Annotated in this window: 23 protein-coding genes and 6 tRNA genes; 19 read left to right on the forward strand and 10 right to left on the reverse strand. The window is 64.0% G+C overall.

Annotated elements, in window-relative coordinates; translation table 11 throughout:
• From AC5P5X_RS14390 to AC5P5X_RS14420, 7 genes are read right to left on the reverse strand one after another with little or no spacing between them, the layout of a single operon-like run.
• Positions 1-363 (reverse strand): N-acetylmuramoyl-L-alanine amidase, encoded by a 363-nt coding sequence (locus AC5P5X_RS14390; RefSeq protein ID WP_004154593.1) that lies wholly within the window; start codon positions 361-363, stop codon positions 1-3.
• Positions 364-801, reverse strand: a complete 438-nt coding sequence (locus AC5P5X_RS14395) for a RusA family crossover junction endodeoxyribonuclease (RefSeq protein ID WP_157178715.1) — start codon at positions 799-801, stop codon at positions 364-366. It abuts the gene before it with no gap.
• Positions 785-1,450, reverse strand: coding sequence for a hypothetical protein (locus AC5P5X_RS14400; protein ID WP_004154595.1), 666 nt, complete (start codon positions 1,448-1,450; stop codon positions 785-787). Before AC5P5X_RS14400 ends, AC5P5X_RS14395 begins: the two co-directional genes overlap by 17 nt.
• Positions 1,450-1,608, reverse strand: coding sequence for a hypothetical protein (locus AC5P5X_RS14405; RefSeq protein WP_154267700.1), 159 nt, complete (start codon positions 1,606-1,608; stop codon positions 1,450-1,452). Before AC5P5X_RS14405 ends, AC5P5X_RS14400 begins: the two co-directional genes overlap by 1 nt.
• A complete protein-coding gene (locus AC5P5X_RS14410; RefSeq protein ID WP_005412421.1) occupies positions 1,608-1,892 on the reverse strand; it encodes a hypothetical protein in 285 nt (94 codons plus the stop codon). Before AC5P5X_RS14410 ends, AC5P5X_RS14405 begins: the two co-directional genes overlap by 1 nt.
• The gene (locus AC5P5X_RS14415) at positions 1,885-2,028 is read right to left on the reverse strand and encodes a hypothetical protein (RefSeq protein WP_005412422.1); all 144 of its coding nucleotides are present in this window, start codon (positions 2,026-2,028) and stop codon (positions 1,885-1,887) included. The genes AC5P5X_RS14410 and AC5P5X_RS14415 overlap by 8 nt, the downstream gene beginning before the upstream one ends.
• Before the next feature lie 44 nt (positions 2,029-2,072).
• Entirely contained in the window at positions 2,073-4,508 is a 2,436-nt protein-coding gene (locus tag AC5P5X_RS14420; RefSeq protein ID WP_005412423.1) for a DNA-directed RNA polymerase, read from the reverse strand.
• 535 nt (positions 4,509-5,043) lie between these two features.
• On the opposite strand from AC5P5X_RS14420, the gene AC5P5X_RS14425 reads away from it, so the two are divergent.
• The 12 genes from AC5P5X_RS14425 (at position 5,044) to AC5P5X_RS14480 (ending at position 15,193) form a co-directional block, all read left to right on the forward strand.
• The gene (locus AC5P5X_RS14425; protein WP_052504338.1) at positions 5,044-5,604 is read left to right on the forward strand and encodes an OB-fold protein; all 561 of its coding nucleotides are present in this window, start codon (positions 5,044-5,046) and stop codon (positions 5,602-5,604) included.
• A 290-nt stretch (positions 5,605-5,894) separates the two neighbouring features.
• The gene (gene tig, locus AC5P5X_RS14430) at positions 5,895-7,190 is read left to right on the forward strand and encodes a trigger factor (protein ID WP_495215999.1); all 1,296 of its coding nucleotides are present in this window, start codon (positions 5,895-5,897) and stop codon (positions 7,188-7,190) included.
• A gap of 76 nt (positions 7,191-7,266) precedes the next feature.
• Entirely contained in the window at positions 7,267-7,893 is a 627-nt protein-coding gene (gene clpP, locus AC5P5X_RS14435) for an ATP-dependent Clp endopeptidase proteolytic subunit ClpP (RefSeq protein WP_004146318.1), read from the forward strand.
• A 126-nt stretch (positions 7,894-8,019) separates the two neighbouring features.
• Positions 8,020-9,309, forward strand: coding sequence for an ATP-dependent Clp protease ATP-binding subunit ClpX (gene clpX, locus AC5P5X_RS14440; protein WP_004154600.1), 1,290 nt, complete (start codon positions 8,020-8,022; stop codon positions 9,307-9,309).
• 143 nt (positions 9,310-9,452) lie between these two features.
• Positions 9,453-11,903, forward strand: coding sequence for an endopeptidase La (lon, locus tag AC5P5X_RS14445; protein ID WP_495216000.1), 2,451 nt, complete (start codon positions 9,453-9,455; stop codon positions 11,901-11,903).
• A 217-nt stretch (positions 11,904-12,120) separates the two neighbouring features.
• The gene (locus AC5P5X_RS14450; protein ID WP_004146343.1) at positions 12,121-12,393 is read left to right on the forward strand and encodes an HU family DNA-binding protein; all 273 of its coding nucleotides are present in this window, start codon (positions 12,121-12,123) and stop codon (positions 12,391-12,393) included.
• An 11-nt stretch (positions 12,394-12,404) separates the two neighbouring features.
• A tRNA-Val gene (locus tag AC5P5X_RS14455) sits at positions 12,405-12,479 on the forward strand.
• Between the two features lie 26 nt (positions 12,480-12,505).
• Positions 12,506-12,582 (forward strand) — tRNA-Asp (locus tag AC5P5X_RS14460).
• Positions 12,583-12,666: 84 nt separating this feature from the next.
• A tRNA-Asp gene (locus AC5P5X_RS14465) sits at positions 12,667-12,743 on the forward strand.
• 87 nt (positions 12,744-12,830) lie between these two features.
• A tRNA-Asp gene (locus AC5P5X_RS14470) sits at positions 12,831-12,907 on the forward strand.
• A 106-nt stretch (positions 12,908-13,013) separates the two neighbouring features.
• Positions 13,014-13,090 (forward strand) — tRNA-Asp (locus AC5P5X_RS14475).
• A 147-nt stretch (positions 13,091-13,237) separates the two neighbouring features.
• Entirely contained in the window at positions 13,238-15,193 is a 1,956-nt protein-coding gene (locus AC5P5X_RS14480) for a peptidyl-prolyl cis-trans isomerase (protein ID WP_106550098.1), read from the forward strand.
• A 183-nt stretch (positions 15,194-15,376) separates the two neighbouring features.
• On the opposite strand, the gene AC5P5X_RS14485 is transcribed toward AC5P5X_RS14480, so the two are convergent.
• Together AC5P5X_RS14485 and gloB are read right to left on the reverse strand one after the other, a co-directional pair.
• Positions 15,377-16,576 carry a lytic transglycosylase domain-containing protein gene (locus AC5P5X_RS14485; protein WP_111189437.1) on the reverse strand — a complete coding sequence of 400 codons (1,200 nt, stop codon included), beginning with the start codon at positions 16,574-16,576 and terminating at the stop codon, positions 15,377-15,379.
• Complete coding sequence (gene gloB, locus AC5P5X_RS14490; RefSeq protein ID WP_106550100.1) at positions 16,573-17,337, reverse strand: hydroxyacylglutathione hydrolase; 765 nt, start codon at positions 17,335-17,337, stop codon at positions 16,573-16,575. The genes AC5P5X_RS14485 and gloB overlap by 4 nt, the downstream gene beginning before the upstream one ends.
• A gap of 11 nt (positions 17,338-17,348) precedes the next feature.
• Between gloB and AC5P5X_RS14495 the strand changes: the two genes are divergently transcribed.
• The 3 genes from AC5P5X_RS14495 to dnaQ are packed head-to-tail and all read left to right on the forward strand — an operon-like array spanning position 17,349 to position 19,195.
• Positions 17,349-17,993, forward strand: coding sequence for a class I SAM-dependent methyltransferase (locus AC5P5X_RS14495; protein ID WP_106550101.1), 645 nt, complete (start codon positions 17,349-17,351; stop codon positions 17,991-17,993).
• 13 nt (positions 17,994-18,006) lie between these two features.
• Positions 18,007-18,459, forward strand: a complete 453-nt coding sequence (rnhA, locus tag AC5P5X_RS14500) for a ribonuclease HI (RefSeq protein ID WP_004154603.1) — start codon at positions 18,007-18,009, stop codon at positions 18,457-18,459.
• A gap of 4 nt (positions 18,460-18,463) precedes the next feature.
• Entirely contained in the window at positions 18,464-19,195 is a 732-nt protein-coding gene (gene dnaQ, locus AC5P5X_RS14505; protein ID WP_005408276.1) for a DNA polymerase III subunit epsilon, read from the forward strand.
• Between the two features lie 111 nt (positions 19,196-19,306).
• On the opposite strand, the gene AC5P5X_RS14510 is transcribed toward dnaQ, so the two are convergent.
• Positions 19,307-20,011: a PP2C family protein-serine/threonine phosphatase gene (locus AC5P5X_RS14510; protein WP_005408277.1), complete on the reverse strand. Its 705-nt coding sequence runs from the start codon at positions 20,009-20,011 to the stop codon at positions 19,307-19,309.
• Between the two features lie 165 nt (positions 20,012-20,176).
• On the opposite strand from AC5P5X_RS14510, the gene AC5P5X_RS14515 reads away from it, so the two are divergent.
• The 4 genes from AC5P5X_RS14515 to AC5P5X_RS14530 all read left to right on the forward strand — a co-directional run bounded on the left by AC5P5X_RS14515 (position 20,177) and on the right by AC5P5X_RS14530 (position 25,941).
• Positions 20,177-20,267, forward strand: a tRNA-Ser gene (locus tag AC5P5X_RS14515).
• A 527-nt stretch (positions 20,268-20,794) separates the two neighbouring features.
• Positions 20,795-21,718, forward strand: coding sequence for a helix-turn-helix transcriptional regulator (locus AC5P5X_RS14520; protein ID WP_070473771.1), 924 nt, complete (start codon positions 20,795-20,797; stop codon positions 21,716-21,718).
• Complete coding sequence (locus AC5P5X_RS14525) at positions 21,719-24,535, forward strand: RecQ family ATP-dependent DNA helicase (protein ID WP_254665306.1); 2,817 nt, start codon at positions 21,719-21,721, stop codon at positions 24,533-24,535.
• On the forward strand, positions 24,532-25,941 hold the full coding sequence (locus tag AC5P5X_RS14530) for a DNA-processing protein DprA (protein ID WP_070473773.1): 1,410 nt from the start codon (positions 24,532-24,534) through the stop codon (positions 25,939-25,941). Before AC5P5X_RS14525 ends, AC5P5X_RS14530 begins: the two co-directional genes overlap by 4 nt.
• Positions 25,942-25,982 lie beyond the last annotated feature (41 nt).

Here is a 25,982-nt window from a genome sequence, read left to right on the forward strand (position 1 = left end):
CTATCGAGGGAAGTCAGGTGCCCACACGACGGGCTTGCCGTAGGCGGCGAGCAGGCGTCGCAGCGCGGCGTGTTGGGCTTCGGTGAAGTTGTCCTCGGGCTGCATGGCGTCGTTGACGCCGCCCAGGAGGCAGACTTGGTATGCGGATTGGTTGTGCTTACCGGCGAGAGCGCCGGGCTGATTCAGCGGGCGACCGTCGTAGATCGAGCCGTCACGTTCGATGACGAAGTGGACGGCGATCTTCGAGTAGCCCTGCGAGCGGTGCAGGCGTGCGAGTTCTTCGCCGGTCGTGACCTGCTCGGGGCGGGTCATGCTGGCGAGGACGAACAGCGCCTCTACCGATTCCAGAGGTTTGAGGCGCACTTAGAGTTTGTAGAGGTGGACTTCGGTGCGTGGTTCTTCGTCCGGCTGCGCCCAGCGCTTACCGGAGAGCAGCCACATGACTTGCTTGTCGTCGGCCCAATAGCCGGTGGCTTTGGTCACAACGTCCATCGGCCCCTTGGCGAGGTTGTCCACGTCGCCCTTGGGAAACGCGGCCTTCGAGGTCTTGGCGCGTTTGCATACCGCGATGATGACCACTAAAACCGGATCGGTCGGCGACAGGTCCAGATCACCGGCTGGCAGATGCTTCTCTGCGGCTTCCTTCCAGGTCTTGTAGGTCTTGCCGTAGTAGACGCCCCAGCGCGAAACCTTCGGGCGCGAGGCGGGCACCGGGTCAAACGGGAACGTGAGGGAGGCCAAATGCTTGGCCCCCCTCGCGGTGTTCACGATGACCGACAGCGGATCAGTAGTCGCCGTCATCGCCCTCGTCGTCGGAGTCGCTGTCGTCGTCCGAGTCGTCATCGCTGTCGCTGAACGGCGCGCTGTCGGCGGCCTCGTAGCCGTCCTCCTCGCCGAAGCCGTAGTCCTTGGCGTTGCGCTGGCCGAACTCGACCAGCTCGATCACCTGGACGGCGACCATGTAGCAGGTCAGGTAGAACTTCTTGGCCGATTCGACGAACGAGCCGCCGATCTCGTAGGAGACCTTGAGTTCGCTGCCGCCGCCGATCTGCGGCGGGTTGTCGATCTTCTTGCCGCGGGCGTCGAAGATGTCCGGGCGCATGGTGAACTTCTTGCCGGTGCGCTTGCTGACGCCGCTGGCCTTCATCTTGAACTTCACCAGCACGCGGCCGGTGTCATCGCCGTTCTCGTCGGTTTCTTCGGTGAACACCGGGGCCACTTCGGCACCCTTCTTCTTCTTCGGGTTCTCGCTCAGGAACTCCTGGAACAGCTCGTCGCGCCGGGTTTCCAGCTTCTTCGCCAGCGCCTTGAAGTCCTTGTCGTTCGGGTCGAACGCCAGGCTCACGGTGTATTCGCCTTCCGGCTTGAACTTGGTGTCCGGTTCGTTCAGGCGCGGCCACACGGCGGTGCCCTTGGGGGAGACGAATCGTTCGCGCTTCTTGGTTGCCATCAGTTGTCGGTCTCGTAGTTGGTCGGGAGATAGATGCCCGCGCGCCACAGGTCAGCGGCGGCGGTCAACGGGGTGTCGGCGGAAATGCCGAAGGCTTCGTCGATGTCGAAGCCGATGAGCGCCTCGTCGATGAAGGCGTCGGTGATCGGGTCACGCATCACGGGTAGTGCGGTTTCAGCTCGCGCTCCGCGTAGCGGCGCACGGCGTTGAGGGTGTTGACCTGCCGGTAGCGGCAGTCCTGCTCCATGCGCGAGACGACCCGCAGCACTTCCATCGGATCGAGGCCGAGCACTTCGCAGAAGTTCTTGAAGGCGCACGCCAAGCCGATCACCTGATCGGCCGGGTGGCCGAGGGACTGCACGCTGTCGATCACTACGAAAGCGCCGCGTGCGGCGCTCTCGGCAGAACGTGAGTGCAGTCCGTCGATGACGCGATCACGCACCTGCGTGCAGCTCCGTCATGCGGTGCTTGAACTCCTCGACCGTGCCGTGTTCGGCCGGGTTGTAGATGCCGAGGACCACACCGAAGTGGTCCTGGGCAACGTAGGTGTTCAGTGCGTGCTGGTAGTTGATGCTCATGTTGACGTTCTCGCTTGGGGTATCAATTGCCAAAGGGGGATGGACTAGGCAAAGAAATAGCGCGACTCCAGCACCAGGCTGAGGTCCAGGTCGCCATGCGGCGGGAGGGGTGGGAGTTTCTCTGCCGCTTCTGGCGGGAGCTGCTCGACGAGTTGCTGTCGGAAGTCGGCCAGTACGTCGCCGCTGTATTGATCGACGAACGCCTGCCGGAGTGCGGCGGCGAGGATTGCTGCCTGGCCCGCGTGCGTACCGTAGGAGTCGTGGATCATGGCGAACGACTCGATGCCGTTCTCTGCCGCGAGGCAGGTGGTCAGCATCATGTGGCTGGCGTCGCAGGAGTGGACGAAGTTCGGACTGATCCCGAGGGTCTGCCTGCGACGGTCGAGCTTAGTACCGCCGATGTTGACCACTAAATTCACCTCGCGGCCTCCGACGTGCGGCCGGATGCGGACGCCTTCCTCCTCGCGGTACTCCTGGAGGACCGGGAAGCCAGCGGGGGTCGTCCAGCTCACCGGCAGGTCGGCCGACGAGGCGACCTTGGAGGCGTCACGCAGCCAGTCCATCGCCGCGCGGGCTGCGATCACGACCTCGCCGATGCACTCCCACAGCAGGGTCGCCAGGTACTCGGCGGTCTCCCAATCGTCCTCCATGCCCAGCTTCTTGAACTTGGAGAGCACCTGGGCGCGCATGCCCGACTTCGTGACGCCGTAGGGCAGCGTCATCACCGGCTGCTTCACGATGTCGCGGGTGAGCTGGCCGTCCAGCTTGATCGCCAGCGGGTCGCCGCTCTCGGCACGGGCGCGCAGCTTCTCCTGGGCCACGTCTTTCACGCGCGAATAGATGTCGGCGGGCTTCGGCTGCGGGATCAGGTTGGTGGCTGCACCGCCCACGGAGTCGCGGAGCATGGCCGAGAAGTTCTGGAGGCCGTTACAGGAGCCGTCGAGCGCGATGGGCAGATGGGAGACGTGATCGCGGCCGTTGAGGCTGTAGCCGAGCCACTCGAAGCACGCTGCCAGCGCGCAGAACGGGCTGTCGGCGTCCATCCAGAAGCGTTGGCCGTCCAGCGGATCGAGGGCGCTGTCGAGAATCTGCTCCTCGTGCTCGCGCACCCAGGCCACGCGCTCCTCGAACGACACCTTGTCCACGCCGAAGCAGTTGGCGACGTGGATGGCGAGCCAGTAGGCACCGTCCTCGCCGAGCGGCACGCCTTGGGCGAACGTCAGCAGGCCCTTGGCCGCATCATCACCCTGCGGGGTCAGCGTCGGGGGCAGGGGGTAGCACCGGCCGCGGAAGTCGAGGTTGTGAGGGAAGTAGATCGCGGGGTACTCGGCGAACTTCTCCGCCAAGGCGATCTTCTGCGCGGCGGCGAGGCGGGTGGACACGCTGCGCGCGTTGGCCTCGTAGACCTTGGCGCGGTCGCGCTTCCATTCCTTGAACTCGTCGGCGTGGTGCTCCTTGAAGTAGTCCGGGTCGGTCTCCAGCAGGGCAGGGCGGCTCGGCAGGTCCATCAGTTCACGCTCCGGCAGCCCGGCGACACCGCCGCCTGCGTTCCACAGCTCGCGCATGACCTCTAGGACGGGCACGTTCACCTTCCAGGCGGTTGCCTGGATGGCGTTGAGGGCCTGGTAGACGTTGGGCATATCGACCAGCGCCAGCTCGCGCTTGTAGGCGCGGTTGCGGGTACGCACGAGGTCAGCCCGGCCGCCGATGTCGGTCAGGTAGCCGCCGTCGCGGGGCGTGGTCCACGGACGGGGCGGGACGACCATCGGCATCAGCACCGGCTGGTACAGGGCGGCGCTGTCGTGGGCCTTGGTCAGCCAGTCGAGCACCTTCTGATTCCCGGCGATGAGCAGGTGGCGCTTGCCGCGCTCGGCGACGGTGACCAGCTCGACCAGCCCGGTCGCCTCGACGAACAGCTCGATGAGCTTCATGCCCACCAGCAGCGCGTCCTTGTCGGACAGGTAGAGGCGCTTGTCGTCCTCGGGGGCGAACTCGGCGTCGGCGATGACGTGCCGCATGACGGCGGTGGAGTGCCGGGCCGAGGTGGACTTCTTGAGCTGCTCCTGGACGACCCGGTACAGGCCGGGGTGCTTCTCGCGGAGCAGGGAGAAGTTGATCTCGTTGGCGACCTCGTGGCCCAGGGTGATCGCCACGGACACCGCCTTGCGGTGATCGGCGACCAGCGCGTTGACGCAGGTGAAGCTGGTCAGATAGGCGAGGGCGTGGGGGTTCAGGTGGCGGATGAATTTGAGGGCGGCGTGGCGCTTGCCCGGCTTGCCGGTGTCGGCTTCGGCCACGAACGCCATGATCGCGGCGGCGGTGGCGTCGATGCTCTCCATGACCAGCTTGCGGCCGGGGCCGGTCTCGGCCTCCTGGCGCTGCTCCCTGATCTTCTCGTAGCGGGCAATGCCCAGGCTGGTGCTTTCCTTCTCCAGTTCGAGCTGGGCGGCGTGCAGGTCGTTCTCTTGCCAAGTCGTCATCGTTTGCCCTCGGGGGATGCAAAAGTCAAAACGGGAGGACCGCACCGGGGGCTGCCCGGTACGGTCCTGAGTGGTTCGGTTGTTGGTCCTGGGTGGACCTATGTGGAACTGTAGTAGTCCTCGGTGGTGAACAGCAATGAGTAGTTCTGAATGGTTGTCCTAGGAGGAGGTCCGCCGAAGATGACCACTTTATTCGGCGTCACCTGGTGTCACCTGTCGCGGCACCCGGCGTCACCTATATGTCACCCGAAGCGTCACCTGATAGACTGGAACGCTGTAAGTAGTTGAGTGGTCAGCACTAATCGGCAGGGGCTTCGGGATTTAGGTTCCAGTGCCGCAAGGCGTGGGGGTTCGAGTCCCCCCTTTCGCACCAGCCGAGGTGCGTCCATGGCCGGCCAGCCACTCCCCCTGCAATGCCACTGGCAGATGCCGCATCTGCCCAAGTGTTGGCCAGCGGTCTTCACATAGTCGTTATACTTGTTGGCCGCATCGCGTGGCCGGATTTGCTGCGCTTACAACAAGGAAGGGGGGATTCATGAAGAAGTTTCTGAAGTGGGCGATCATCGTGATCGTGGTCCTGTTCGTGGGCCTGATGGCACTCGGCATGCTGGTCGACGCCAACAAGACGCCTGAGCAGCGTGCAGCCGAGACCGCTGCGCGTGAGCAGCAGCGTACCGAAGCCGCAGCCGCCAGGGAGCAGGCCAAGGCCGACGCTGCGGCATCGAAGGAGCGCGCCAAGGCCGAGGCCGAGCAGAAGAAGCTCGACGAAGAGCGTGCCGCGCTCGACGCGCTGCCGCAGGTGACTGTTGCCGAGCTGGCCAAGGCCTACGAGGAGAACACCGTTGCCGCCGACCAGAAGTTCAAGGGCAAGCGCTACCGCGTTTCCGGCACGGTGGACTCGATCAACACCGATCTGATGGGCGACCCCTACGTGAGCCTGCGCGCGGGCCTGTTCATCGAGCCGCAGTTCTCGTTCAGCCAGGCTCACCTGGAGGTCATCGGCACCCTGAAGAAGGGTCAGACCGTGAATCTGGTCTGCACCGGTCGTGGTGATGTCGGCAAGACGCCGATGTCCAAGGATTGCCAGGTCCTCTGACCGCGACGCTGTCCCGTACTGGAAAAGGGCGCCATTGGCGCCCTTTTTTTGATGTGTGTGGCCCACCATGGGGCGTGCCTGAACGCGGGGCGGGCTCGCCGGGCACGGGCGGAGGGTCTGCCGGGAGCCAGGTTCAACCCCCCTTGACCGGCACGCGCTGGCAGTGCAGGCCGAATTGGGCGAAACTAAAGGGCTGCGGCAAGCAGGCGCGTCCCAGACGTCGTGTCCTTACAACCGTTTCATCCCAATCATCGAGCCGGGGGCGTGGGCCACCGGTGGCAGGAGTCAACATGCAAGCTTCGATCGAATCCACCGGCAACCTGGAACGCCGCCTGAGCTTCTCGCTGCCGGAAGACCGTCTGCAGAGCCACATCGTCGGCCGCCTGGGCGAAATCGCCCGTACCACCCGCCTCAAGGGTTTCCGTCCGGGCAAGGTGCCGGCCAAGGTGATCGAGCAGCGCTTCGGCGCGCAGGTCCGTGGCGAGGCGCTGGACGGCCTGCTGCGCGAAACCTTCGACGCGGCTGTGCGCGAGCACGATCTGCGCATCGTCGGCAGCCCGCGCATCGACAAGGGCGACGAGGGTGAATTCTCCTTCGTGGCCACCGTGGAAGTGGTGCCGGACTTCGGCGACATCGACGTCAGCAAGCTGACTGTCGTGCGCCACACCGCCGAGATCACCGACGCCGACATCGACCAGATGATCGAGAACCTGCAGAACCAGCGCCGTACCTGGGCCCCGGTCAGCCGTGGCGCGCAGGACGGTGACCTGGTCGCGGTGGAAACCTGGTCGCAGGCCGGTGAAGAGCGCCTGCCGGCCGAAGGCACCGAGAAGGGTTCGATCGTGCTCGGCCAGGGCATGATGTTCGAGACCATTGAAAAGGGCCTGGTCGGCCTGGCCAAGGGCGAAGAGAAGACCCTGGACGTCGAGTTCCCGGCTGACTGGCGAGTGCCGGTGCTGGCCGGCAAGACCGTGCAGGTCACCGTCAAGGTCGCCGAAGTGTCCGAGCCGGTCGTGCCGGCGGTCGACGAAGCCTTCATCAAGAGCTTTGGCGTGAAGGGCGGCGACGTGGAGCAGTTCCGCAGCGACATCCGCGCCAACCTGGAGCGCGAGCTGAAGGGCGCGCTGATGAACCGCCTGCGCCGCGAAGTGGGCGAGCAGCTGATCGCCGCCTATTCCTCGGTGGAAATGCCGCCGCGCCTGGTCGAGAACGAAGCCCGTGCCATGCTGGCCCAGCAGGTCGAGCAGATCCGCCGCAACGGCCAGAACGTCGGCGAGATCCCGGCCGATGCCCACGAAGGCTTCAAGGAAGCGGCCGCCAAGCGCGTGCTGGTCGGCCTGCTGGTCGGTGAAGTGGCCCGCATCAACGACCTGCGCCTGGAAGCCAAGCGCCTGAACGAAACGATGCGTCTGATCGCTTCGACCTACGAAGAGCCGGAGCAGGTCATTGAGATGTACCGCAACGACCCCCAGCTGATGTCTGGCCTGCAGAACCGTGTGATGGAAGAGCAGGTGATCGACTGGATCGCCGAGCGTGCCCAGCACACCGAAGAGAAGCTGTCGTTCCAGGACGCGATCCGCCAGTAAGCCGGGCGGATCACCGGATGCCCCGCGCCTTTGCCGGCGCGGGGTTGTTGCCCCCCCAAGATAGGTACCTCACGTAATGGACAACCGAACCAAAGCCCTGAACCTGGTTCCGATGGTGGTCGAGCAGACCAGCCGCGGCGAGCGTGCCTACGACATCTATTCGCGCCTGTTGAAGGAGCGCCTGATCTTCCTCGTGGGCCCGATCGACGATCACATGGCCAACGTGGTGGTGGCGCAGTTGCTGTTCCTGGAATCGGAAAACCCGGAAAAGGACATCAACATCTACATCAACTCGCCGGGTGGCGTGGTCACCGCCGGCATGGCGATCTACGACACCATGCAGTACATCAAGCCGAATGTGAGCACCACCTGCATCGGCCAGGCTGCCTCGATGGGGGCCCTGCTGCTGGCCGCGGGCGAAGCCGGCAAGCGCTATGCGCTGCCGAACTCGCGCGTGATGATCCACCAGCCGCTGGGTGGCTACCAGGGCCAGGCCACCGACATCGACATCCACGCGCGTGAGATCCTGACCCTGCGTTCGCGCCTGAACGAGGTGCTGGCCAAGCACACCGGCCAGTCGCTGGAGACGATCGCCCGCGACACCGAGCGCGACAACTTCAAGAGCGCCTTCGAGGCGCAGGCCTACGGTCTGGTCGACCAGGTCCTGGAGCGTCGTCCGGATGAGTCGATCCAGGCCGGTTGACCGGCCTTCACGGGGCCATGGAGGCCTCGTTCCTGCAGGGTCGGGCGGGACTGGTGTCCCCTCGGCCCTGTGCTATTCTCGAATCGAACCCCCGTTCAGCGGGTGGGGTAACTGGGTAAGCGAAGCATGAGCGAAGACCGCCAAGGTCGTTCCACGGACACCGGCAAGATCCTCTACTGCTCTTTCTGCGGCAAGAGCCAGCATGAAGTGCGCAAGCTGATTGCGGGTCCGAGCGTGTTCATCTGTGATGAATGCGTGGAGCTGTGCAACGACATCATCCGCGAGGAGCTTGAGGAAAAGGCGCAGTCGGCGCGCAGTTCGCTGCCGAAGCCGCGCGAGATCCTCGAGGTGCTCGACCAGTACGTGATCGGCCAGAACCGCGCCAAGCGCACCCTGGCCGTGGCCGTGTACAACCACTACAAGCGCATCGAGAGCCGGCAGAAGAACGACGACGTCGAACTGGCGAAGTCGAACATCCTGCTGGTCGGCCCGACCGGTTCGGGCAAGACCCTGCTGGCCGAGACCCTGGCCCGCCTGCTCAACGTGCCGTTCACCATGGCCGACGCCACCACGCTGACCGAAGCCGGTTACGTGGGTGAGGACGTGGAGAACATCATCCAGAAGCTGCTGCAGAAGTGCGACTACGACGTCGAGAAGGCGCAGCAGGGCATCGTCTACATCGATGAAATCGACAAGATCTCGCGCAAGAGCGAGAACCCGTCGATCACCCGCGATGTGTCCGGCGAAGGCGTGCAGCAGGCCCTGCTGAAGCTGATCGAAGGCACCGTGGCCAGCGTTCCGCCGCAGGGCGGCCGCAAGCACCCGCAGCAGGAATTCCTGCAGGTGGACACCAAGAACATCCTGTTCATCTGCGGCGGCGCGTTCGCCGGGCTGGACAAGGTGATCCAGGCCCGTTCCACCGACGTCGGCAGCATCGGCTTCGGCGCCAAGGTGAAGAGCAGCGAGCGCAAGCAGGAAGTGGGCAAGGTGCTGGCCGAAGTCGAGCCGGAAGACCTGATCAAGTTCGGCCTGATTCCCGAGTTCGTCGGCCGCCTGCCGGTGGTGGCGACCCTGGAGGAGCTGGACGAGCCGGCCCTGATCAAGATCCTGACCGAGCCGAAGAACGCCATCACCAAGCAGTTCAAGAAGCTGTTCGAGATGGAGAACGTCGAGCTGGAGTTCCGCCCGGACGCGTTGTCGGCCATTGCCCGCAAGGCGCTCAAGCGCAAGACCGGTGCCCGCGGCCTGCGCACCATCGTCGAATCGGTCCTGCTGGACACCATGTACGACCTGCCGTCGCAGGAAAACGTCAGCAAGGTGGTGGTGGACGAGTCGGTGATCGAGCACAAGTCCGAGCCGTACCTGATCTACCAGACCCCAGCGGCCCCTGAACAGAAGGCCGCAGGCGCCGAGTGATCCTTCCAGGTTGTTGATTGGAAAGGATTTTCAAGGAATGCCTTGCATCTGAAAGCCGATGGCCCCATAACGGGGCCATCGGCTTTTTTTGTCTCCGGAAGATGCCCTCCCGGAGGCGGTTTTCCCCCTTCCCTGGAGCCCCCATGGCCCGTTCCCCAAGTGAAACCCTCGACCTGCCGGTCCTGCCGCTGCGCGACGTAGTGGTGTTCCCGCACATGGTCATCCCGCTGTTCGTCGGCCGTGACAAGTCCATGCACGCGCTCGAACAGGCAATGGAGGCGGACAAGCGCATCCTGCTGCTGGCGCAGAAGTCGGCCGAAACCGATGACCCGCATGCGGCCGACCTCTACCAGGTCGGTACGCTGGCGCAGGTGCTGCAGCTGCTGAAGCTGCCCGACGGCACCATCAAGGTGCTTGTCGAAGGACTGTCGCGCGTACAGGTCACCCACGTCGACGAGCGCAACGGCTCGCTGCACGGCCAGGCGGTGGAGATCGAGGCCACTGACGAGCGCGCAGCGCGCGAGGTCGAGGCCATCGCCCGCTCGCTGATGTCGCTGTTCGAGCAGTACGTCAAGACCAACCGCAAGCTGCCGCCGGAGCTGTTGCAGACGTTGTCGGGCATCGATGAGCCGGCGCGCCTGGCCGACACCATCGCCGCGCACATCAGCGTGCGCCTGGCCGACAAGCAGCGCCTGCTGGAAACGCTGGCCGTGGGCGACCGCCTGGAAATGCTGGTCGGCCTGGTCGACGGCGAGATCGACGTGCAGCAGATGGAGAAGCGCATCCGCGGCCGCGTGAAGTCGCAGATGGAGAAGAGCCAGCGCGAGTACTACCTCAACGAACAGATGAAGGCCATCCAGAAGGAACTGGGTGACCTGGACGACGCACCAGGCGAGCTGGAAGAACTGGCCCGCAAGATCGCCGAAGCCGGCATGCCGAAGGCCGTTGAAGCCAAGGCGCGCAACGAACTGAACAAGCTCAAGCAGATGTCGCCGATGTCGGCCGAAGCCGCGGTGGTGCGCAACTACCTGGAGTGGCTGCTGGGCGTGCCGTGGAAGAAGCGCAGCAAGGTGCGCAAGGACCTGAAGGCCGCGCAGGACACCCTCGACGCCGACCACTACGGCCTGGAGAAGGTCAAGGAGCGCATCCTTGAATACCTGGCGGTGCAGTCGCGCGTGAAGCAGATGAAGGGCCCGATCCTGTGCCTGGTCGGGCCGCCGGGCGTGGGCAAGACCTCGCTGGGCCAGTCCATCGCCAAGGCCACCAACCGCAAGTTCGTGCGCATGTCGCTGGGCGGCGTGCGCGACGAGGCCGAGATCCGTGGCCACCGTCGTACCTACGTCGGTTCGATGCCGGGTCGCATCGTGCAGAACCTCAACAAGGTCGGCAGCAAGAACCCGCTGTTCGTGCTCGACGAGATCGACAAGATGTCGATGGACTTCCGTGGCGATCCGTCTTCGGCGCTGCTGGAAGTGCTCGACCCGGAGCAGAACAACGCGTTCAACGACCACTACCTGGAAGTGGACCTGGACCTGTCCGAAGTGATGTTCGTGGCCACCTCGAACTCGCTCAACATTCCGGGCCCGCTGCTGGACCGCATGGAAGTGATCCGCATCCCCGGCTACACCGAGGATGAGAAGCTCAACATCGCTACCCGCTACCTGGTGCCCAAGCAGATCAAGGCCAACGGCCTGCAGCCGGAAGAGCTGGAGATCGGTAGCGATGCCATCCAGGACATCGTGCGCTACTACACGCGCGAATCGGGCGTGCGCAACCTGGAACGCGAGATCGCCAAGATCTGCCGCAAGGTGGTGAAGGAGATCGCGCTGGCCGGCCCACAGCCGGCGGCGAAGGCGAAGAAGGGTGCGAAGAAGAAGGCGCTGGTGAGCGTGTCCAGCAAGAACCTGGACAAGTACCTGGGCGTGCGTCGCTTCGACTTCGGCCGTGCCGAGGAAGAGAACGAGATCGGCCTGGTCACCGGCCTGGCCTGGACCGAGGTCGGCGGCGATCTGCTGCAGATCGAATCGACGCTGGTGCCGGGCAAGGGCCAGCTGATCCTGACCGGCCAGCTCGGCAACGTGATGAAGGAATCGGCGTCGGCGGCACTGTCGGTAGTGCGTTCGCGCGCGGTCGGCTTCGGCATCGACAGCGACTTCCTGCAGAAGCACGACGTGCACCTGCACGTGCCCGATGGTGCCACGCCGAAGGACGGCCCGAGTGCCGGCGCGGCGATGGTGACCTCGCTGGTGTCGATGCTGACCAAGGTGCCGGTGCGTGCCGATGTGGCGATGACCGGCGAGATCACCCTGCGTGGTCGCGTCACCGCGATCGGTGGCCTGAAGGAAAAGCTGCTGGCGGCACTGCGTGGTGGCATCCGCACGGTGATCATCCCGGAAGAGAACCGCAAGGACCTGGCCGACATTCCAGCCAACGTCACCCGCGATCTGAAGATCGTGCCGGTGAAGTACATCGAAGAAGTCCTGGACCTGGCGCTGGAGCGTCCGTTGGCACCGAAGAAGGCGCGCAAGAGTGCGCAGCGTGTCACGGTGCGCAGCAAGGCCAAACCGAGTGGAAGCGCGCGCGTCAAGCATTGACGCGCGCTGTCCAATGGCCCGAAACCCGCGTCGTTGCTGGCTTTCCAGCTTGCGTGGGGGTAGGGCCACTGGTATAAAAGCAGCACTCGCGAATGAGTGATCGCTGTCAGCGATGACTGAATCGGCGAACCGTTTCCACATGGCGGCCGCATGCAGAAGGCATGCGGTTGCTTCCCTGTCGAATAAGCGGAACCCACCGCCAAAGGAGTTGTAGAGAATGAACAAGACCGAATTGATCGATGCCGTTGCTGAAGCTGCCGACCTGACCAAGGCCGAGTCCAGCCGCGCTGTCGATGCCGTCGTTGCTGCCGTCACCAAGGCGCTGAAGGACGGCGATGCGGTCACCCTGGTTGGCTTCGGTACCTTCCAGGTCCGCGACCGTGCTGCACGCACCGGCCGCAACCCGAAGACCGGCGACACCATCAAGATCGCTGCTTCGAAGAATCCGTCGTTCAAGGCTGGTAAGGCCCTGAAGGATGCTGTAAACTAAGCGGCTCGCTGGGGTGCTTAGCTCAGCGGTAGAGCGTCTCCTTTACACGGAGAGGGTCGGGGGTTCGAAACCCTCAGCACCCACCACAGCACCGCGGTAAAAGTTTGAGTGTGGAGCGGTAGTTCAGCTGGTTAGAATGCTGGCCTGTCACGCCGGAGGTCGCGGGTTCGAGTCCCGTCCGCTCCGCCATTCAACGAGGCCTCCGGCCAAAAGCTGGAGGCTTTGTTTTCTTCCCGGTCCAGGCTGGTTGGAAAGCAAGAAAAGCAACAATGCGGAGCGGTAGTTCAGCTGGTTAGAATGCTGGCCTGTCACGCCGGAGGTCGCGGGTTCGAGTCCCGTCCGCTCCGCCACTACATCGAGGCCCCCGGCCTGAAGCCGGGGGCCTTGTCTTCTCCCCGGAAGGTTCGGGAAGAAGGCGAAAAGGTTTTTGCAAGAACGGAGCGGTAGTTCAGCTGGTTAGAATGCTGGCCTGTCACGCCGGAGGTCGCGGGTTCGAGTCCCGTCCGCTCCGCCATTGCAGAATTCTTAAGTCCCTGTGAAAAAACTTTGAAAAAAGTGTTCATCGGGCTGGGTTTCCAGGGAGTCTTCGGATATACTGGGCGCCTGCAAAGTTTCAGCGCGGAGCGGTAGTTCAGCTGGTTAGAATGCTGGCCTGTCACGCCGGAGGTCGCGGGTTCGAGTCCCGTCCGCTCCGCCAACTTTAAAAGCCCTCGGCGCAAGCCGGGGGCTTTTTCTTTGTGTCGTCGCGAAGCGGTGCGCAGGCCACGCCGGTGCTGCTTTTGGTCCCTGCGACGAAGCGGGTTACACTGCCGGGCTCGCCAATCAGGCCTTGTGATTCCTCACCATGCTGCAGAAACTCCGCGACAAGACCTCAGGCTGGATCGTCACCGTGATCCTGGGGCTGCTGATGATTCCGTTCCTGTTCGTGATCGACAACAGCTACCTGGGTGGCGTTGGCGCACAGAACGTGGCCAAGGTTTCCGCGCCCCCGACCTGGTGGCGTTCGGCACCGTCGTGGTGGCCGGTGCGCATGCTGTGGCAGCACCATGAGATCAGCGCGCAGGATTTCCGCACCCGCTTCGAGCAGGAGCGCATGCGTGAGCGCCAGCAGCAGGGCGAGAACTTCGACCCGCGCGCGTTCGAGAGCACCCAGAACAAGCTGGCCGTGCTCGACCAGCTGATCGACGAGCAGGTCGTGCGCCTGGTCGGCGAGCAGGCCGGTGTCGTGATCGGCGATGGCGCGGTGCGCGAGTACATCGCCACCATCCCGGCCTTCCTCGATTCGAACGGCAAGTTCAACGAGAACAACTACCGCCTGGCGCTGGCCGGTGGCAATCCGCCGCGTACCCCGACCCAGTTCCAGGAACTGGTGCGTGAGAGCCTGCAGCAGTCGGTGATTCCGTCGGGCCTGCAGAACTCGGGCTTCGTTACCCAGTCCGAGACCGAGCGCCTGCTGAAGCTGCTGGGCGAGACCCGCGACGTCGAACTGGCCGCGCTGCCGGAAGTGCCGGCCGATACCGCGCCGGTGACCGATGCGCAGATCAAGCAGTGGTACGACAGCCATGGCAAGGACTTCCGCCAGGCCGAGAGCGTCTCGCTGGAGTACGTCGAGATCAATGGCGCGAACCTGCCGGCACCGACCGCAGCCGACGAAGCCACCCTGCGCAAGCGCTATGAAGACGAGAAGGCGAAGTTCACCACGCCGGAGCAGCGCCAGGCCTCGCATATCCTGATCACCGGCGACGGTGCCGAAGCCAAGGCGAACAAGATTGCCGCCGAAGCCAAGGCCGCCGGCGCCGACTTCGCTGCACTGGCCAAGGCCAACTCGGAAGACCCGGGTTCGAAGGGGCAGGGTGGTGACCTGGGTTGGGTCGAACGCGGCGCGATGGTCAAGCCGTTTGAAGATGCGCTGTTCGCCGCCAAGGCCGGTGACGTGATTGGTCCGGTCAAGACCGAGTTCGGCTATCACATCATCAAGGTTGCCGCGGTCCGTGGTGGCCAGGGCAAGTCCTTCGAGGAAGTGCGTGACACGCTGGCTGCAGAGCAACTGAAGGCCGACGGCGAGCGCGGCTTCAACGAACTGGCCGGCCGTCTGGTCGACGCCATCAACAAGAGCCCGAGCGATCTGGCTGCTGCGGCCAAGGAAGTGAACCTGCCGCTGCAGACCCTGGGCCCGATCACCCGTGCCACCGCCAGTGGCATCGCCGCTGACCCGGCCGTGCTGCGTGCCGCGTTCTCCGACGTGCTGGTGCAGGACGGGACCGCCAGCGACCCGATCGCTCTGGGCGGCGCGACCAACCACAGTGTGGTCATCCGCGTGGCCGCGCACACCCCGGAACAGGCCATGCCGCTGGACAAGGCCCGCGAGCAGGTGATCGCCGCGATCCGTGCCGACCGCCAGCGCCAGGCCAGCGACAAGGCGGCCGATGCCGTGCTGGCCAAGCTGAAGGCGGGCGCCACCCTGCAGTCGCTGGCGGCCAGCGAGAAGCTGCAGCTGAGCCCGATGCCGGGCCTGCCGCGCAGCCAGCCGGTGCCGACCCCGGAAATCAACCGCGCGATCTTCAGTGCGCCGGTGCCGGCCGATGGCAAGCCGAGCTACGGCAAGGTCGACGTCAACGGCCACGCGCTGCTGTTCGCGGTGAACAAGGTGAACCCGGGCGACGTGAAGGAAGTGACCGCCGAGCAGCAGAAGCAGCTGAAGGACCAGCTGAGCCAGATCGATGGCATGGCTGCGGCCAAGGCCTACGTTGAGGCGATGCGCAAGAAGTTCGTGATCCAGACCACCGAAGCGAACCTGTAAGCCTCGCGGCGGGCAGGACGAGAAAGGCCCGGCATTGCCGGGCCTTTTTTGTTGGAGCGTTGCTGGAAATTGAACTGTAGAGCCGAGCCCACGCTCGGCTTGCCATGAATGCCGAGAAGTCGCAGGCAAGAAAAAAGCCGAGCATGGGCTCGGCTCTACATGGGGAGGCGCCTGGCCTGCGCGTCAGTCCTCGACGCGCAGTACCGCGCCAGGCTTCAGCACGCTGCTGCCGCTCAGGCCGTTCAGCGACAGCAGGGCCTTCACCGGCATGCCGTAGCGGCGGGCGATGGTCCAGGCCGACTCGCCATCACGCACGGTGTGGCGGCGGCTGCGCGGGCGGTCGGCGATCGCGGCGACGGTCCTGGTGGCCTGCGGCGCGGGTACAGCGGCCGCCACCGGTGCGGCGCTGGCGACCAGCGCGGTCGCTGCCTCCGTTACCGTCGCATTTGCGGCCGAGACCGGTGCCAGCACGCGGGTGGTGCCCGAGGGTCGGCCACCGGAGGCCAGGGCCGGGTTGAGGCGGGCGATCCTGGCCGGGTCCAGGGCGCGCTGTGCGGCCCACTGCTGCACGCTGGTGCCCGCAGGCAGGGTGTGGTCCTTCAGCACCGGCACGGTGCGGTCCAGCGAGGCCATCACGCCGGGCTGGTCTTCCACGTCTTCCAGCACGCACGCCAGGGCATGCAGCTTCTCGACGTAGGCATGGGTGACCGGCGACAGGCCGGGCAACGCCGAAGGCTTGGCGTTCTGCGCGTTCATGCCAGCCTTGCGCATGGACTGCAGCACGCGGTACTCGCCGGCGTTGTAGGCCATGGTGGCCAGGCGCCAGTCGCCGCCGAACATGCCGTGCAGGGTCTTCAGGTAACGCACTGCGGCCTGGGTGGAATCGACCGCCGACAGGCGGCCGTCATAGCCGTTGGCCATCGGCACGCGGTGGTTGCGCGCGGTGGTGGCGATGAACTGCCACAGGCCGGTCGGGCCGCTGCCGTTGCGGGCATTGGGCCGGTAGCCGCTTTCCACGAAGGGAATCAGCGCGAATTCGGTGGGCAGGTCGGCCTTGCGCAGCTCTTCGACCACGTAGCCGAACAGCACCAGCGCATCGTCATCCTGGTTGGCCAGGCGCGAGGGGGCGTGGGCGAACTGCTTCTGCCAGCGCGGGCTGGTGGCCTCGGCGTCGCAGCTGGGTTCGGCCAGGCCGTCGCGGAAGCTGGTGAAGATCTCCTGGCCATTGCGCACCGAGGCCGCTGGCAGCGCGGACGGGTCCAGCGGCAGGGCCGCGGCAGCGGTCAGGTTCTGGCTGATGCCGGCGCCCAGCGACTGTGCGCCCGCGGTTCCGGCCAGCCCCAGGGCAAGGCCCAGGGCCAGCGGCAGACTTCGGCGCATCATGCGCGGAAGCCGTCTTTCCAGTGCCGGAGACCGGCCATCACGTCGACGTCGTCAACGACGTCACGGCCCAGGTGTGCCGACACCGACGCACGGATCGGCGCCGCGTGCACACGCAGGAAGGGATTGCAGTCGAATTCGTTGGCCAGGGTTACCGGCAGGGTGGAACGGTCATCGCGGCGCATGGCCAAAGCCTCCTCTTGGCGCTGCCACAGGGCAGCGTTGGCGGGGTCGACATGCCGCGCGAAGACGGCATTTGACACGGTGTACTCGTGGGCGCAACAAAGCAGCAGTTGCGCGGGCAAGGTACCCAGCTTGCGCATCGATGCCAGCAGCTGGGACGGCGTACCTTCGAACAGACGTCCACAGCCCAGGCTGAACAACGAATCTCCACTGAAAAGATGTTCAGCAGTGTGAAACGCGATGTGGCTGCGGGTATGCCCGGGCACGGATAGTACGTGGAACGTCCGGCCCAGTGCCTGAACGCGTTCACCTTCGCCGACCCGCTCGGTCGCCGTGGGAATGCGCTCTTCGACAGGCGCGATCACCCGCGCATCGGGAAAACGCGCTTTCAGGGCAGGCACGCCACCGATGTGGTCGTCGTGGTGGTGGGTGAGCAGGATCGTATCCACGCGCAGGCCCTGATCGGCCAGCGCGAGCACCGGCGCGGCGTCGCCGGGGTCAACGACCACGGCGGCACCATCGTCGTCGATCAGCGTCCAGATGTAGTTATCCGCAAATGCGGGCAGGGCAGTCAGTCGCATAGAATTGGACCATGCCCGCGCTGCAGAGCACCCGTCAAGCGAGCCAGACCCCGTGGTTCGACAGTGAGCCAGCGGCGGCCCTGCGCGTTCTGGAACGGCAGTTGCTGCTTCCGCAGCTGTCGGTGCTGCCCGCGCAACCCTGGTTGTGGATCGCACCGAGTGCGGCCTGGCTGGAGGATGCGCAGCTGGGTGGGCGCGGCCTGCGCCTGTACCGGCAGGGGCCGGGCTATGACGGCGATACCCGCTGCGGGCTGCCCTTGCCCCTGGCCAACGAGAGCGTCAATGCGATCGTGCTGCAGCATGTCACCACAGGCGATGCCGACCAGCTGCTCGACGAGTGCGAGCGCGTACTGATGCCGGGCGGGCATTTGTGGCTGAGCAGCCTCAACCCGTTCAGCCCGTACCGCACGCACTGGCGGCAGCATGGGCTGGTGGTGCGTACGCCACAGCGGATCCGCCTGCTGCTCGGCCGCCATGGCCTGGAGTGCGACGATATGCGCTACCTCGGCCCGCTCTGGCGCGGTGCCGGCAGCCGTCGTGCGGGGGGCTGGGCGCCATTGCGCGCGGCCTGCCTGTTCCATGCGGAAAAACGCACGCTGGCCCTGCCCGGGCCGAAACCGTTGCCGGTGCGCTGGCACGGCACCGTTGCTACCTGATTCTGGAGCTGTATTGAAAACCATCGAAATCCACACCGACGGATCCTGCCTCGGCAATCCCGGCCCCGGCGGCTGGGCCGCGTTGCTGCGCTACAAGGGCCACGAGCGCGAGCTCAGTGGCGGTGAGGCGCACACCACCAACAACCGGATGGAGCTGATGGCGGCCATTTCCGGGCTGGAGACGCTGACCGAGCCGTGCAACATCGTGCTCTACACCGACTCGCAGTACGTGCGGCAGGGCCTGACCCAGTGGATGCCCGGCTGGATCCGCAAGAACTGGAAGACTGCCGGCGGTGATCCGGTGAAGAACCGCGAGCTGTGGGAGCGCCTGCACGCGGCCACGCTGCGGCACCAGATCGACTGGCGCTGGGTGAAGGGGCACTCCGGCGACCCGGACAATGAGCGGGTGGATACCCTGGCCCGCAACGCGGCGATCCAGGTCCGCGACTCCAGCCCGGTAAACTGAGCCCATGCGTCAGATCATCCTCGATACCGAAACCACCGGCCTGGAGTGGAAGAAGGGCAACCGCATCGTCGAAATCGGCTGCGTGGAGCTGTTCAAGCGCCGCCCGACCGGCAACAACTACCACCAGTACATCAAGCCGGACTGCGAGTTCGAACAGGGCGCGCAGGAAGTCACCGGCCTGACCCTGGAGTTCCTCGATGACAAGCCTGAATTCGCGCAGATTGCCGATGAGTTCCTGGCGTTCATCGATGGCGCCGAGCTGATCATCCACAACGCGGCGTTCGACCTCGGCTTCCTCGACAACGAGTTGTCGCTGCTGGGGCCGCAGTACGGAAAGATCGCCGACCGCTGTACGGTGATCGATACCCTCGCGATGGCGCGCGAGCGCTTCCCGGGCCAGCGCAACTCGCTGGATGCGCTGTGCAAGCGGCTGGGCGTGGACAATTCGCACCGTGCGCTGCACGGCGGCCTGCTCGATGCGCAGATCCTTGGCGATGTCTATATCGCACTGACCTCGGGCCAGGAAGAGATCGGCTTCGGCCTGGGCGATGACGACGGCGGCGGTGCCGGCGCGGCGTTGCAGGCTTTCGATACCAGCAAGCTGCTGCCGCGTCCGCGCGTGGTGGCTACGCCGTCGGAATTGGAAGCGCACGCTGCGCGGCTGGAACGGCTGCGCAAGAAGGCCGGCCACGCACTGTGGGATGGCCCGAAGGTGGAAGAGCCCGCCAGCGCGTAATACATCGAGGTAGTGCCGGCCGCTGGCCGGCATCGTCCTGATACGAGGTTCCCCGGGTGAGCCGGCCAGCGGCCGGCACTACCGCCTCCACGCACGGCGTGGCTCTACCGGTTAATGGCAGCGCACCAGGATCACGCTGATGTTGTCGCGGCCACCGCCGTCGAGTGCGGCGGCGACCAGCGTATCCACGCATTCCTGCGCGCTGGCATCTTCGAATGCCAGGGTGCGGGCGATGCCGCGGTCATCCACTTCCTCGGTGAGACCGTCACTGCACAGCAGCAGCTGCATGCCCGGGCGCAGCTCACCGCTGGTCGTAGCCACGTTCAGGTGGGCCGGATCAGTCACGCCCAGTGCCTGGGTGACCACGTTGCGGTGCGGATGCGCGCGGGCCTGCTCGGCGGTCAGGTTGCCCTGTGCGACCAGTTCCTGCACCACGCTGTGGTCCTGGCTGAGCTGCGCCAGCTGGCCGTCGCGCCACAGGTAGGCGCGGCTGTCGCCGACCCAGGCCACTTCATAGCGGTTGCCCTGCACACGCGCGGCGACCACGGTGGTGCCCATCGGCAACGTGTCGTTGCGCCGGCGCGAGGCGCGGATGATCTCTTCGTCGGCAGTGCGGATGGCTTGTGCCAGCGGTGCGCCGCGGCGGATTTCGCGCACGATGGTTTCGCGCGCCAGTGCACTGGCCACTTCGCCGCAGGCATGCCCGCCCATGCCGTCGGCCACCAGCCACAGGGCCAGCTCGCTGTCACCGTAGTAGGTGTCCTCGTTGAGCTCGCGGCGCATGCCGGGGTGGGTGAGGTGTCCGAATTCGATCATGGTGGGCAGGGCGGGGTATTGCCGGGGGAGACAGGCATCATCGGGTGGCCGCAGGCATCCGGCAAGGCATGCGTCCAGGAAATTTTCACTTCGTTGGCCGGAATCACTTGTCGTCGGCCTCACTTCCTCGTATGATGCGCGTCCCCGGTCCGCCGGGGACCACCCGGAGAGGTGGCAGAGTGGTTGAATGTACCTGACTCGAAATCAGGCAGGCGTTTATAGCGCCTCGGGGGTTCGAATCCCCCCCTCTCCGCCAGATACTTGAACTAAGCCCTTGAATTTCAAGGGCTTTTTTCATTTGTGGCCTGGCTGGTATGCCATCTGGTATGCCATCGGGGGCTGGCTGCTGCTGGATCCATCTGGACGGGGGCGCGTCTGCCTTGCTGGTCAGAGCGTTTGGATGCCATAGGAGCCAAGCGGGCAGGGCGCGGTCCCTCGAAGCACTTATATCGATGTGGCACACAGATGCGTTGGATCTGTGCTGCAAAGCGTGCTGTACGATCGCTTCAACTTTTCTACAAGCTCAAGACTCCCTGTTGCGATGAGGGCCATCGGCAGCAGCTGGTTATGGTGGTGATCTTGGTGCCGTAGCATCCTGATGGCCGTTCCGCAGTGATCTGCAGGTGGATGGGCTACCTCGAACGGAGATGGTTATCAAAATGCAGCCCTTGTGTGATCATGATGGTAGTGTTCGGGGGTTGCCGGTAGACCGCAGGCTTTCCCCTAGAGCTCGTACAAGGAATTACTGACCCGGATGAGTGATCTTTCCCCGGTATCGCACGGATGACGAACGAACAGCTTGCAGATCTAACCCAGCCACAACGCGACCGGCTCGCGTTTGTGGAGTTGCGCGTGCGCTTCATCGGGGAGATACGCCGTCAGGACTTGGTCACGCGGTTTGGCATCCAGTCCGCCGCCGCATCCAGGGATCTGGCGCTGTACAAGGAGTTGGCCCCGGGCAACATCGACTACGACCCCAAGGGCAAGTCCTACGTCTTGGGGCCGGACTTCCGGCCTGTATTCGACTTCCCCCCGGAGCGGGTGCTGTCGTGGCTGACTCAGGGCTTTGGCGATGGTGAGCCGATGCGGCTCAAGGCGTGGGTGGCCAGCGAGAGCCCGTCACGGCTCACGCATCCGGATCTGGATGTGCTGGCGAGCGTGACCCGGGCGATCCACCAAGAGTGTCCGCTCGGCATCGAGTACCACTCCATCTCCAGTGGCCGCACTGAGCGGGAGATCGTCCCGTTCGCGCTGATCGACAACGGCCTCCGTTGGCACGTCCGCGCCTTCGACCGGAAGTCGCAGGAGTTCCGGGATTTCGTCATCACTCGGATCAAGCGCCCGGTCCTTATGAGGGATGCAGACGTGCAGCCCCATGAGCGCAGTGATCAGGACATCCAATGGACCCGGATCGTGGAGCTGGAGATGGTGCCGCACCCGGACCAGCCCCGCCCTGAAATTACGGAGATGGATTACGGCATGGTTCGCGGGTCACTGCGGATGAAGCTGCGTGCCGCCACGGCTGGATACATCTTGCGGCAGTGGAGTGTGGACTGCTCTCCGGACCACAGTCTGCGCGGTTATGAATTCAGGCTCTGGCTGAAGGACCCGCTGGCGCTCTATGGCGTCAAGAACGCGATACTTGCGCCTGGATACAGGGTTCCCGATAGCTCCAGCACTGACACTAAAAAACTGGCGGGAATCTAAATGGGTGAATATTTTTCAACAGCAAGGACTATCGAAGTTTTCGAAGTCAAACTGCTCGTGAAGCCCAGCACCTACGACCATGAATCATCTGCTTGGTCAAATGCCGAATTGACTACATATGTACACGGTGAAGAGCACCTAACTGCGACCACAAAGATAGTTCCCGGTTCCGACAGGATGAAGGTGCTTGCATCTGATTCTAGCCGGCACGTGGCCGTGATGTGTGATTCGCAGTGGTACGAGGATCTCTACATTTTTGAGCTGCCAAGTCTTCGAAAGATTTCCAGTTTCGAGGGTGTAGAAATGATAGATGGCGCTTCGGAAGGATTCTTTTTGGAGGACTTCTTCATAGCGCTGCCTACATTTTCATTTGAAGGAGGATGTGGCGGCCTGCGAAGAGTATCACTCAAGGATGGCAATGTTGAAGTGATCCTACCTCCTAGTTTCTTTTCAGGTTTTAGAGTCTTTCTTCAGCCAGCGCGTCGCAACAGAAATGACTCTCCAGGAATAGACCTCCCGGCCCCATTTGGCCTACTCAATTTTACTTACGACAATGATTCAGGCGCGCTCGATCTCGACTATGTCGCCGGTAGGTTAAGAATATTTATTGATAGCAGTGCTGGCTCAAAAGAGCCTCGCGCTATTGAATTCATTGCGCGCAGCACTACTGAGTCATTTCAAGATTCGGAGGGTAATCGCTGGTTGATTCGGGATGATGACCGAAATAGCAACTGGTGGCTTCGAAACGGACCGCAGCGCGCGCTGGAGTTGCTCCGGATCGGCTCGGGCCGCGCCGACGCCACCTTCCGTGAAGGTCAAGAGGACGCGATTCGCCACATCGTCGAAGGGCGAGGCCGCTTGCTGGTCGTCCAGAAGACTGGATGGGGAAAAAGCTTCGTCTACTTCATTGCGACGAAGCTGCTGCGCGACGCCGGAAACGGTCCGGCGCTATTGATCTCGCCGCTGCTGGCGCTGATGCGCAATCAGATCGCCGCAGCGGAACGAATGGGCGTTCGTGCGGCCACGATCAACTCCGACAACGTCGACGACTGGACCCAAGTCGAGGCCAGGCTCGCCCGGGGCGACATCGACATCCTCTTGATCTCACCCGAGCGCCTGGCGAACGAGCGCTTCCGCACGCAGGTTCTGGCCGGCATCGCCGCACAAATCTCGATGCTGGTCATCGACGAAGCGCACTGCATCTCCGACTGGGGCCACGACTTCCGCCCCCACTATCGCCTGCTGGAGCGGATCGTTAAAACGCTGCCGCCAAACCTGCGCTTGCTCGCTACCACGGCAACGGCGAACAACCGCGTGATGGAGGACCTTGCTGCCGTGCTCGGTCCGAATCTGGACGTCTCGCGTGGCGACTTGAATCGGACTTCGCTTTCCCTGCAGACGATCCGCTTACCCAGCCAGGCCGAGCGCCTTGCCTGGCTGGCAGAGCAACTGGCCACGCTGCAGGGCCACGGCATCATCTACACGCTGACGGTTCGTGATGCCAATCAAGTGGCGCAATGGCTGAAGACCCAAGGCTTCAACGTGGAAGCCTATACCGGCGAAACCGGCGATCGCCGAGAACAGCTTGAACAGGCGCTGCTCAACAACCAAGTCAAAGCGCTGGTTGCCACAACAGCGCTAGGCATGGGCTACGACAAGCCGGATCTGGCGTTTGTCATCCACTACCAAATGCCGGGATCGGTCGTCGCCTACTACCAGCAGGTTGGTCGCGCGGGACGCGCACTGGACTCCGCCTATGGAGTACTCCTCAGCGGTCAGGAAGAGTCTGACATCACTGACTGGTTTATCCGGAGTGCCTTTCCGACCCGACAAGAAGTTGCCGATGTCCTCGGTGCGCTTGAAGACGAGCCCAACGGGCTGTCTGTGCCCGAGCTGCTGAGCCGAGTCAATCTGAGCAAAGGGCGTGTCGACAAGACGATCGCACTGCTTTCCCTCGAAGCGCCGGCACCCATTGCCAAACAAGGCAGCAAGTGGCAGCTAACGGCGGCAACGCTGAGTGAAGCGTTCTGGGATCGAGCGGAACGCCTTACCGCGCTACGGCGAGACGAGCACCAGCAGATGCAGGACTACGTCAGCCTGCCGTTTGGTGAGCACATGGGCTTTTTGATTGCTGCGCTCGACGGCGATCCAAGTGTTGTCACAGAACCTGCCTTACCGCCATTGCCTGCAACCGTGGATACCGAGCTGGTCAAAGCCGCCGTCGAATTTCTTTGTCGCACAAGTCTGCCCATCGAGCCTCGCAAAAAATGGCCCGATGGTGGAATGCCCCAGTACGGCGTCAAGGGATTCATCGCCCCTGCCCACCAGGCCGAATCCGGCAAAGCCCTCTGCGTCTGGGGTGATGCCGGTTGGGGCGGCTTGGTTCGACAGGGTAAGTACCACGACGGCCACTTTTCCGATGACCTCGTTGCTGCGTGCGTGAAGATGATTCAAGAGTGGAATCCGCAGCCGAGCCCGACCTGGGTGACCTGCGTTCCTTCGCTTCGGCATCCCCAATTGGTGCCGAATTTCGCGCAGCGCTTGGCTGCTGCGCTGGGTCTCCCGTTTCATATGGTCATCGCAAAAACAGACGCGCGGCCCGAACAGAAAACGATGGCAAACAGTACACAACAGGCGCGCAACATTGATGGTTCGCTCGCACTCAACGGCCAACCCATTCCTCCCGGCCCGGTCCTCCTGGTGGATGACATGGTCGACTCGCGCTGGACGCTGACGGTGTCTGCATGGCTGCTGCGCAAAAGCGGTAGTGGTGCAGTTTGGCCGATGGCCCTTTCACAGACGGGGCACAACGAATGACGCCAGTCCTCTCACCCAATACACAGGCGATCCTGCTGCTGACGGCGCCGCTCATTGCCGGACGAGGCACTGCGTCATCGGATCTGCTCTCGCCAGGTGAATACAAACGTCTCGCGCGTCATTTGCGCGAGATCCAGCGTCAGCCTGCGGATCTTATCTCACCGGATGCAGCTGAAATCTTGCGCGCGTGCCAGCCGGTGATTGACGTGGGCCGCCTGCAGAAATTGCTGGGGCGCGGATTCCTGCTGAGCCAAGTGATCGAGCGCTGGCAAGCCCGCGCCATCTGGGTCGTCAGCCGCGCCGACGCCGAGTATCCGCGCCGTCTGAAGGCCCGCCTTCGTGAAGATGCGCCAGCGGTGCTCTACGGCTGTGGCGACATGGCTTTGCTCGAAACCGGCGGGCTTGCCGTCGTTGGATCGCGCCATGTGGACGACGCCCTCATCGACTACACCATGGCAGTTGGCCGGCTCGCTGCGCGGGCAGGCAGAACACTTGTCTCCGGTGGCGCCAAGGGCATCGATCAGGCCGCCATGCGAGGTGCGCTTGAGGGAGGTGGAAAAGTTTGTGGCGTTCTGGCGGACAGTCTGGAAAAGACCACCATGAACCGCGAGCACCGCAACCTGCTGCTCGATGGGCAACTGGTCCTGATTTCGCCCTACGACCCGAGTGCCGGGTTCAATGTCGGCAACGCCATGCAGCGGAACAAGCTGATCTATGCCCTGGCAGACACCTCACTGGTGGTCAGTTCCGACCTCAACAAAGGTGGCACTTGGGCGGGCGCTGTCGAGCAGCTCGACAAACTCAAGTTCGTCCCGGTCTTCATTCGATCGACGGGCGAGTCTTCAGCCGGATTAGATGGTTTGCGAAAGAAAGGCGCACTTCCCTGGCCGAACCCGCAAGACGTGGATTCGTTCGAGGACGTGTTCAACGTGGCGATGCCCACGCCGACGGCATCCCCACAGGTTGGTTTTGCGCTGTTTTCAAACGAAGAACCAACGTCGGCTGACGCCAAGCCAACGGCGCCCGTGCCACCCGACACCGCGCCAGCGCCCCAGGCCGCGAGTGAGCCATCGGCACCGGTCGACGTTGTTTCCGATGCGCAGCCACCCGCTGAGGCATTGGAAGAACCGCCGCCAGTCACGCCAGAGGCCGTGGCGCCTATAGACGAGGCCAAGAAATCTCCGCAGCCGGAATCGACCCCTGCCGAAGCGCTCTTCGCTGCCGTGCGCGCTGCGATTCAGCAACTCTTGAGTGCGCCGATGAAGGACGCCGAAGTAGCAGCGGCGCTGGACGTTTCCAATGCGCAGGCCAAGGCGTGGTTGCAGCGCCTGGTTGACGAAGGCGTACTAGAAAAACAGAAGAAACCTGCGGGCTACATCGTCAAGCAAAAGCGGCTGTTCGAGTAACCGATGAAGACCAAACAAGAACACAAGCCGCAGTGCGACGG

The sequence above is a fragment of the Stenotrophomonas sp. YJH_SMC_91 genome (assembly GCF_059368495.1).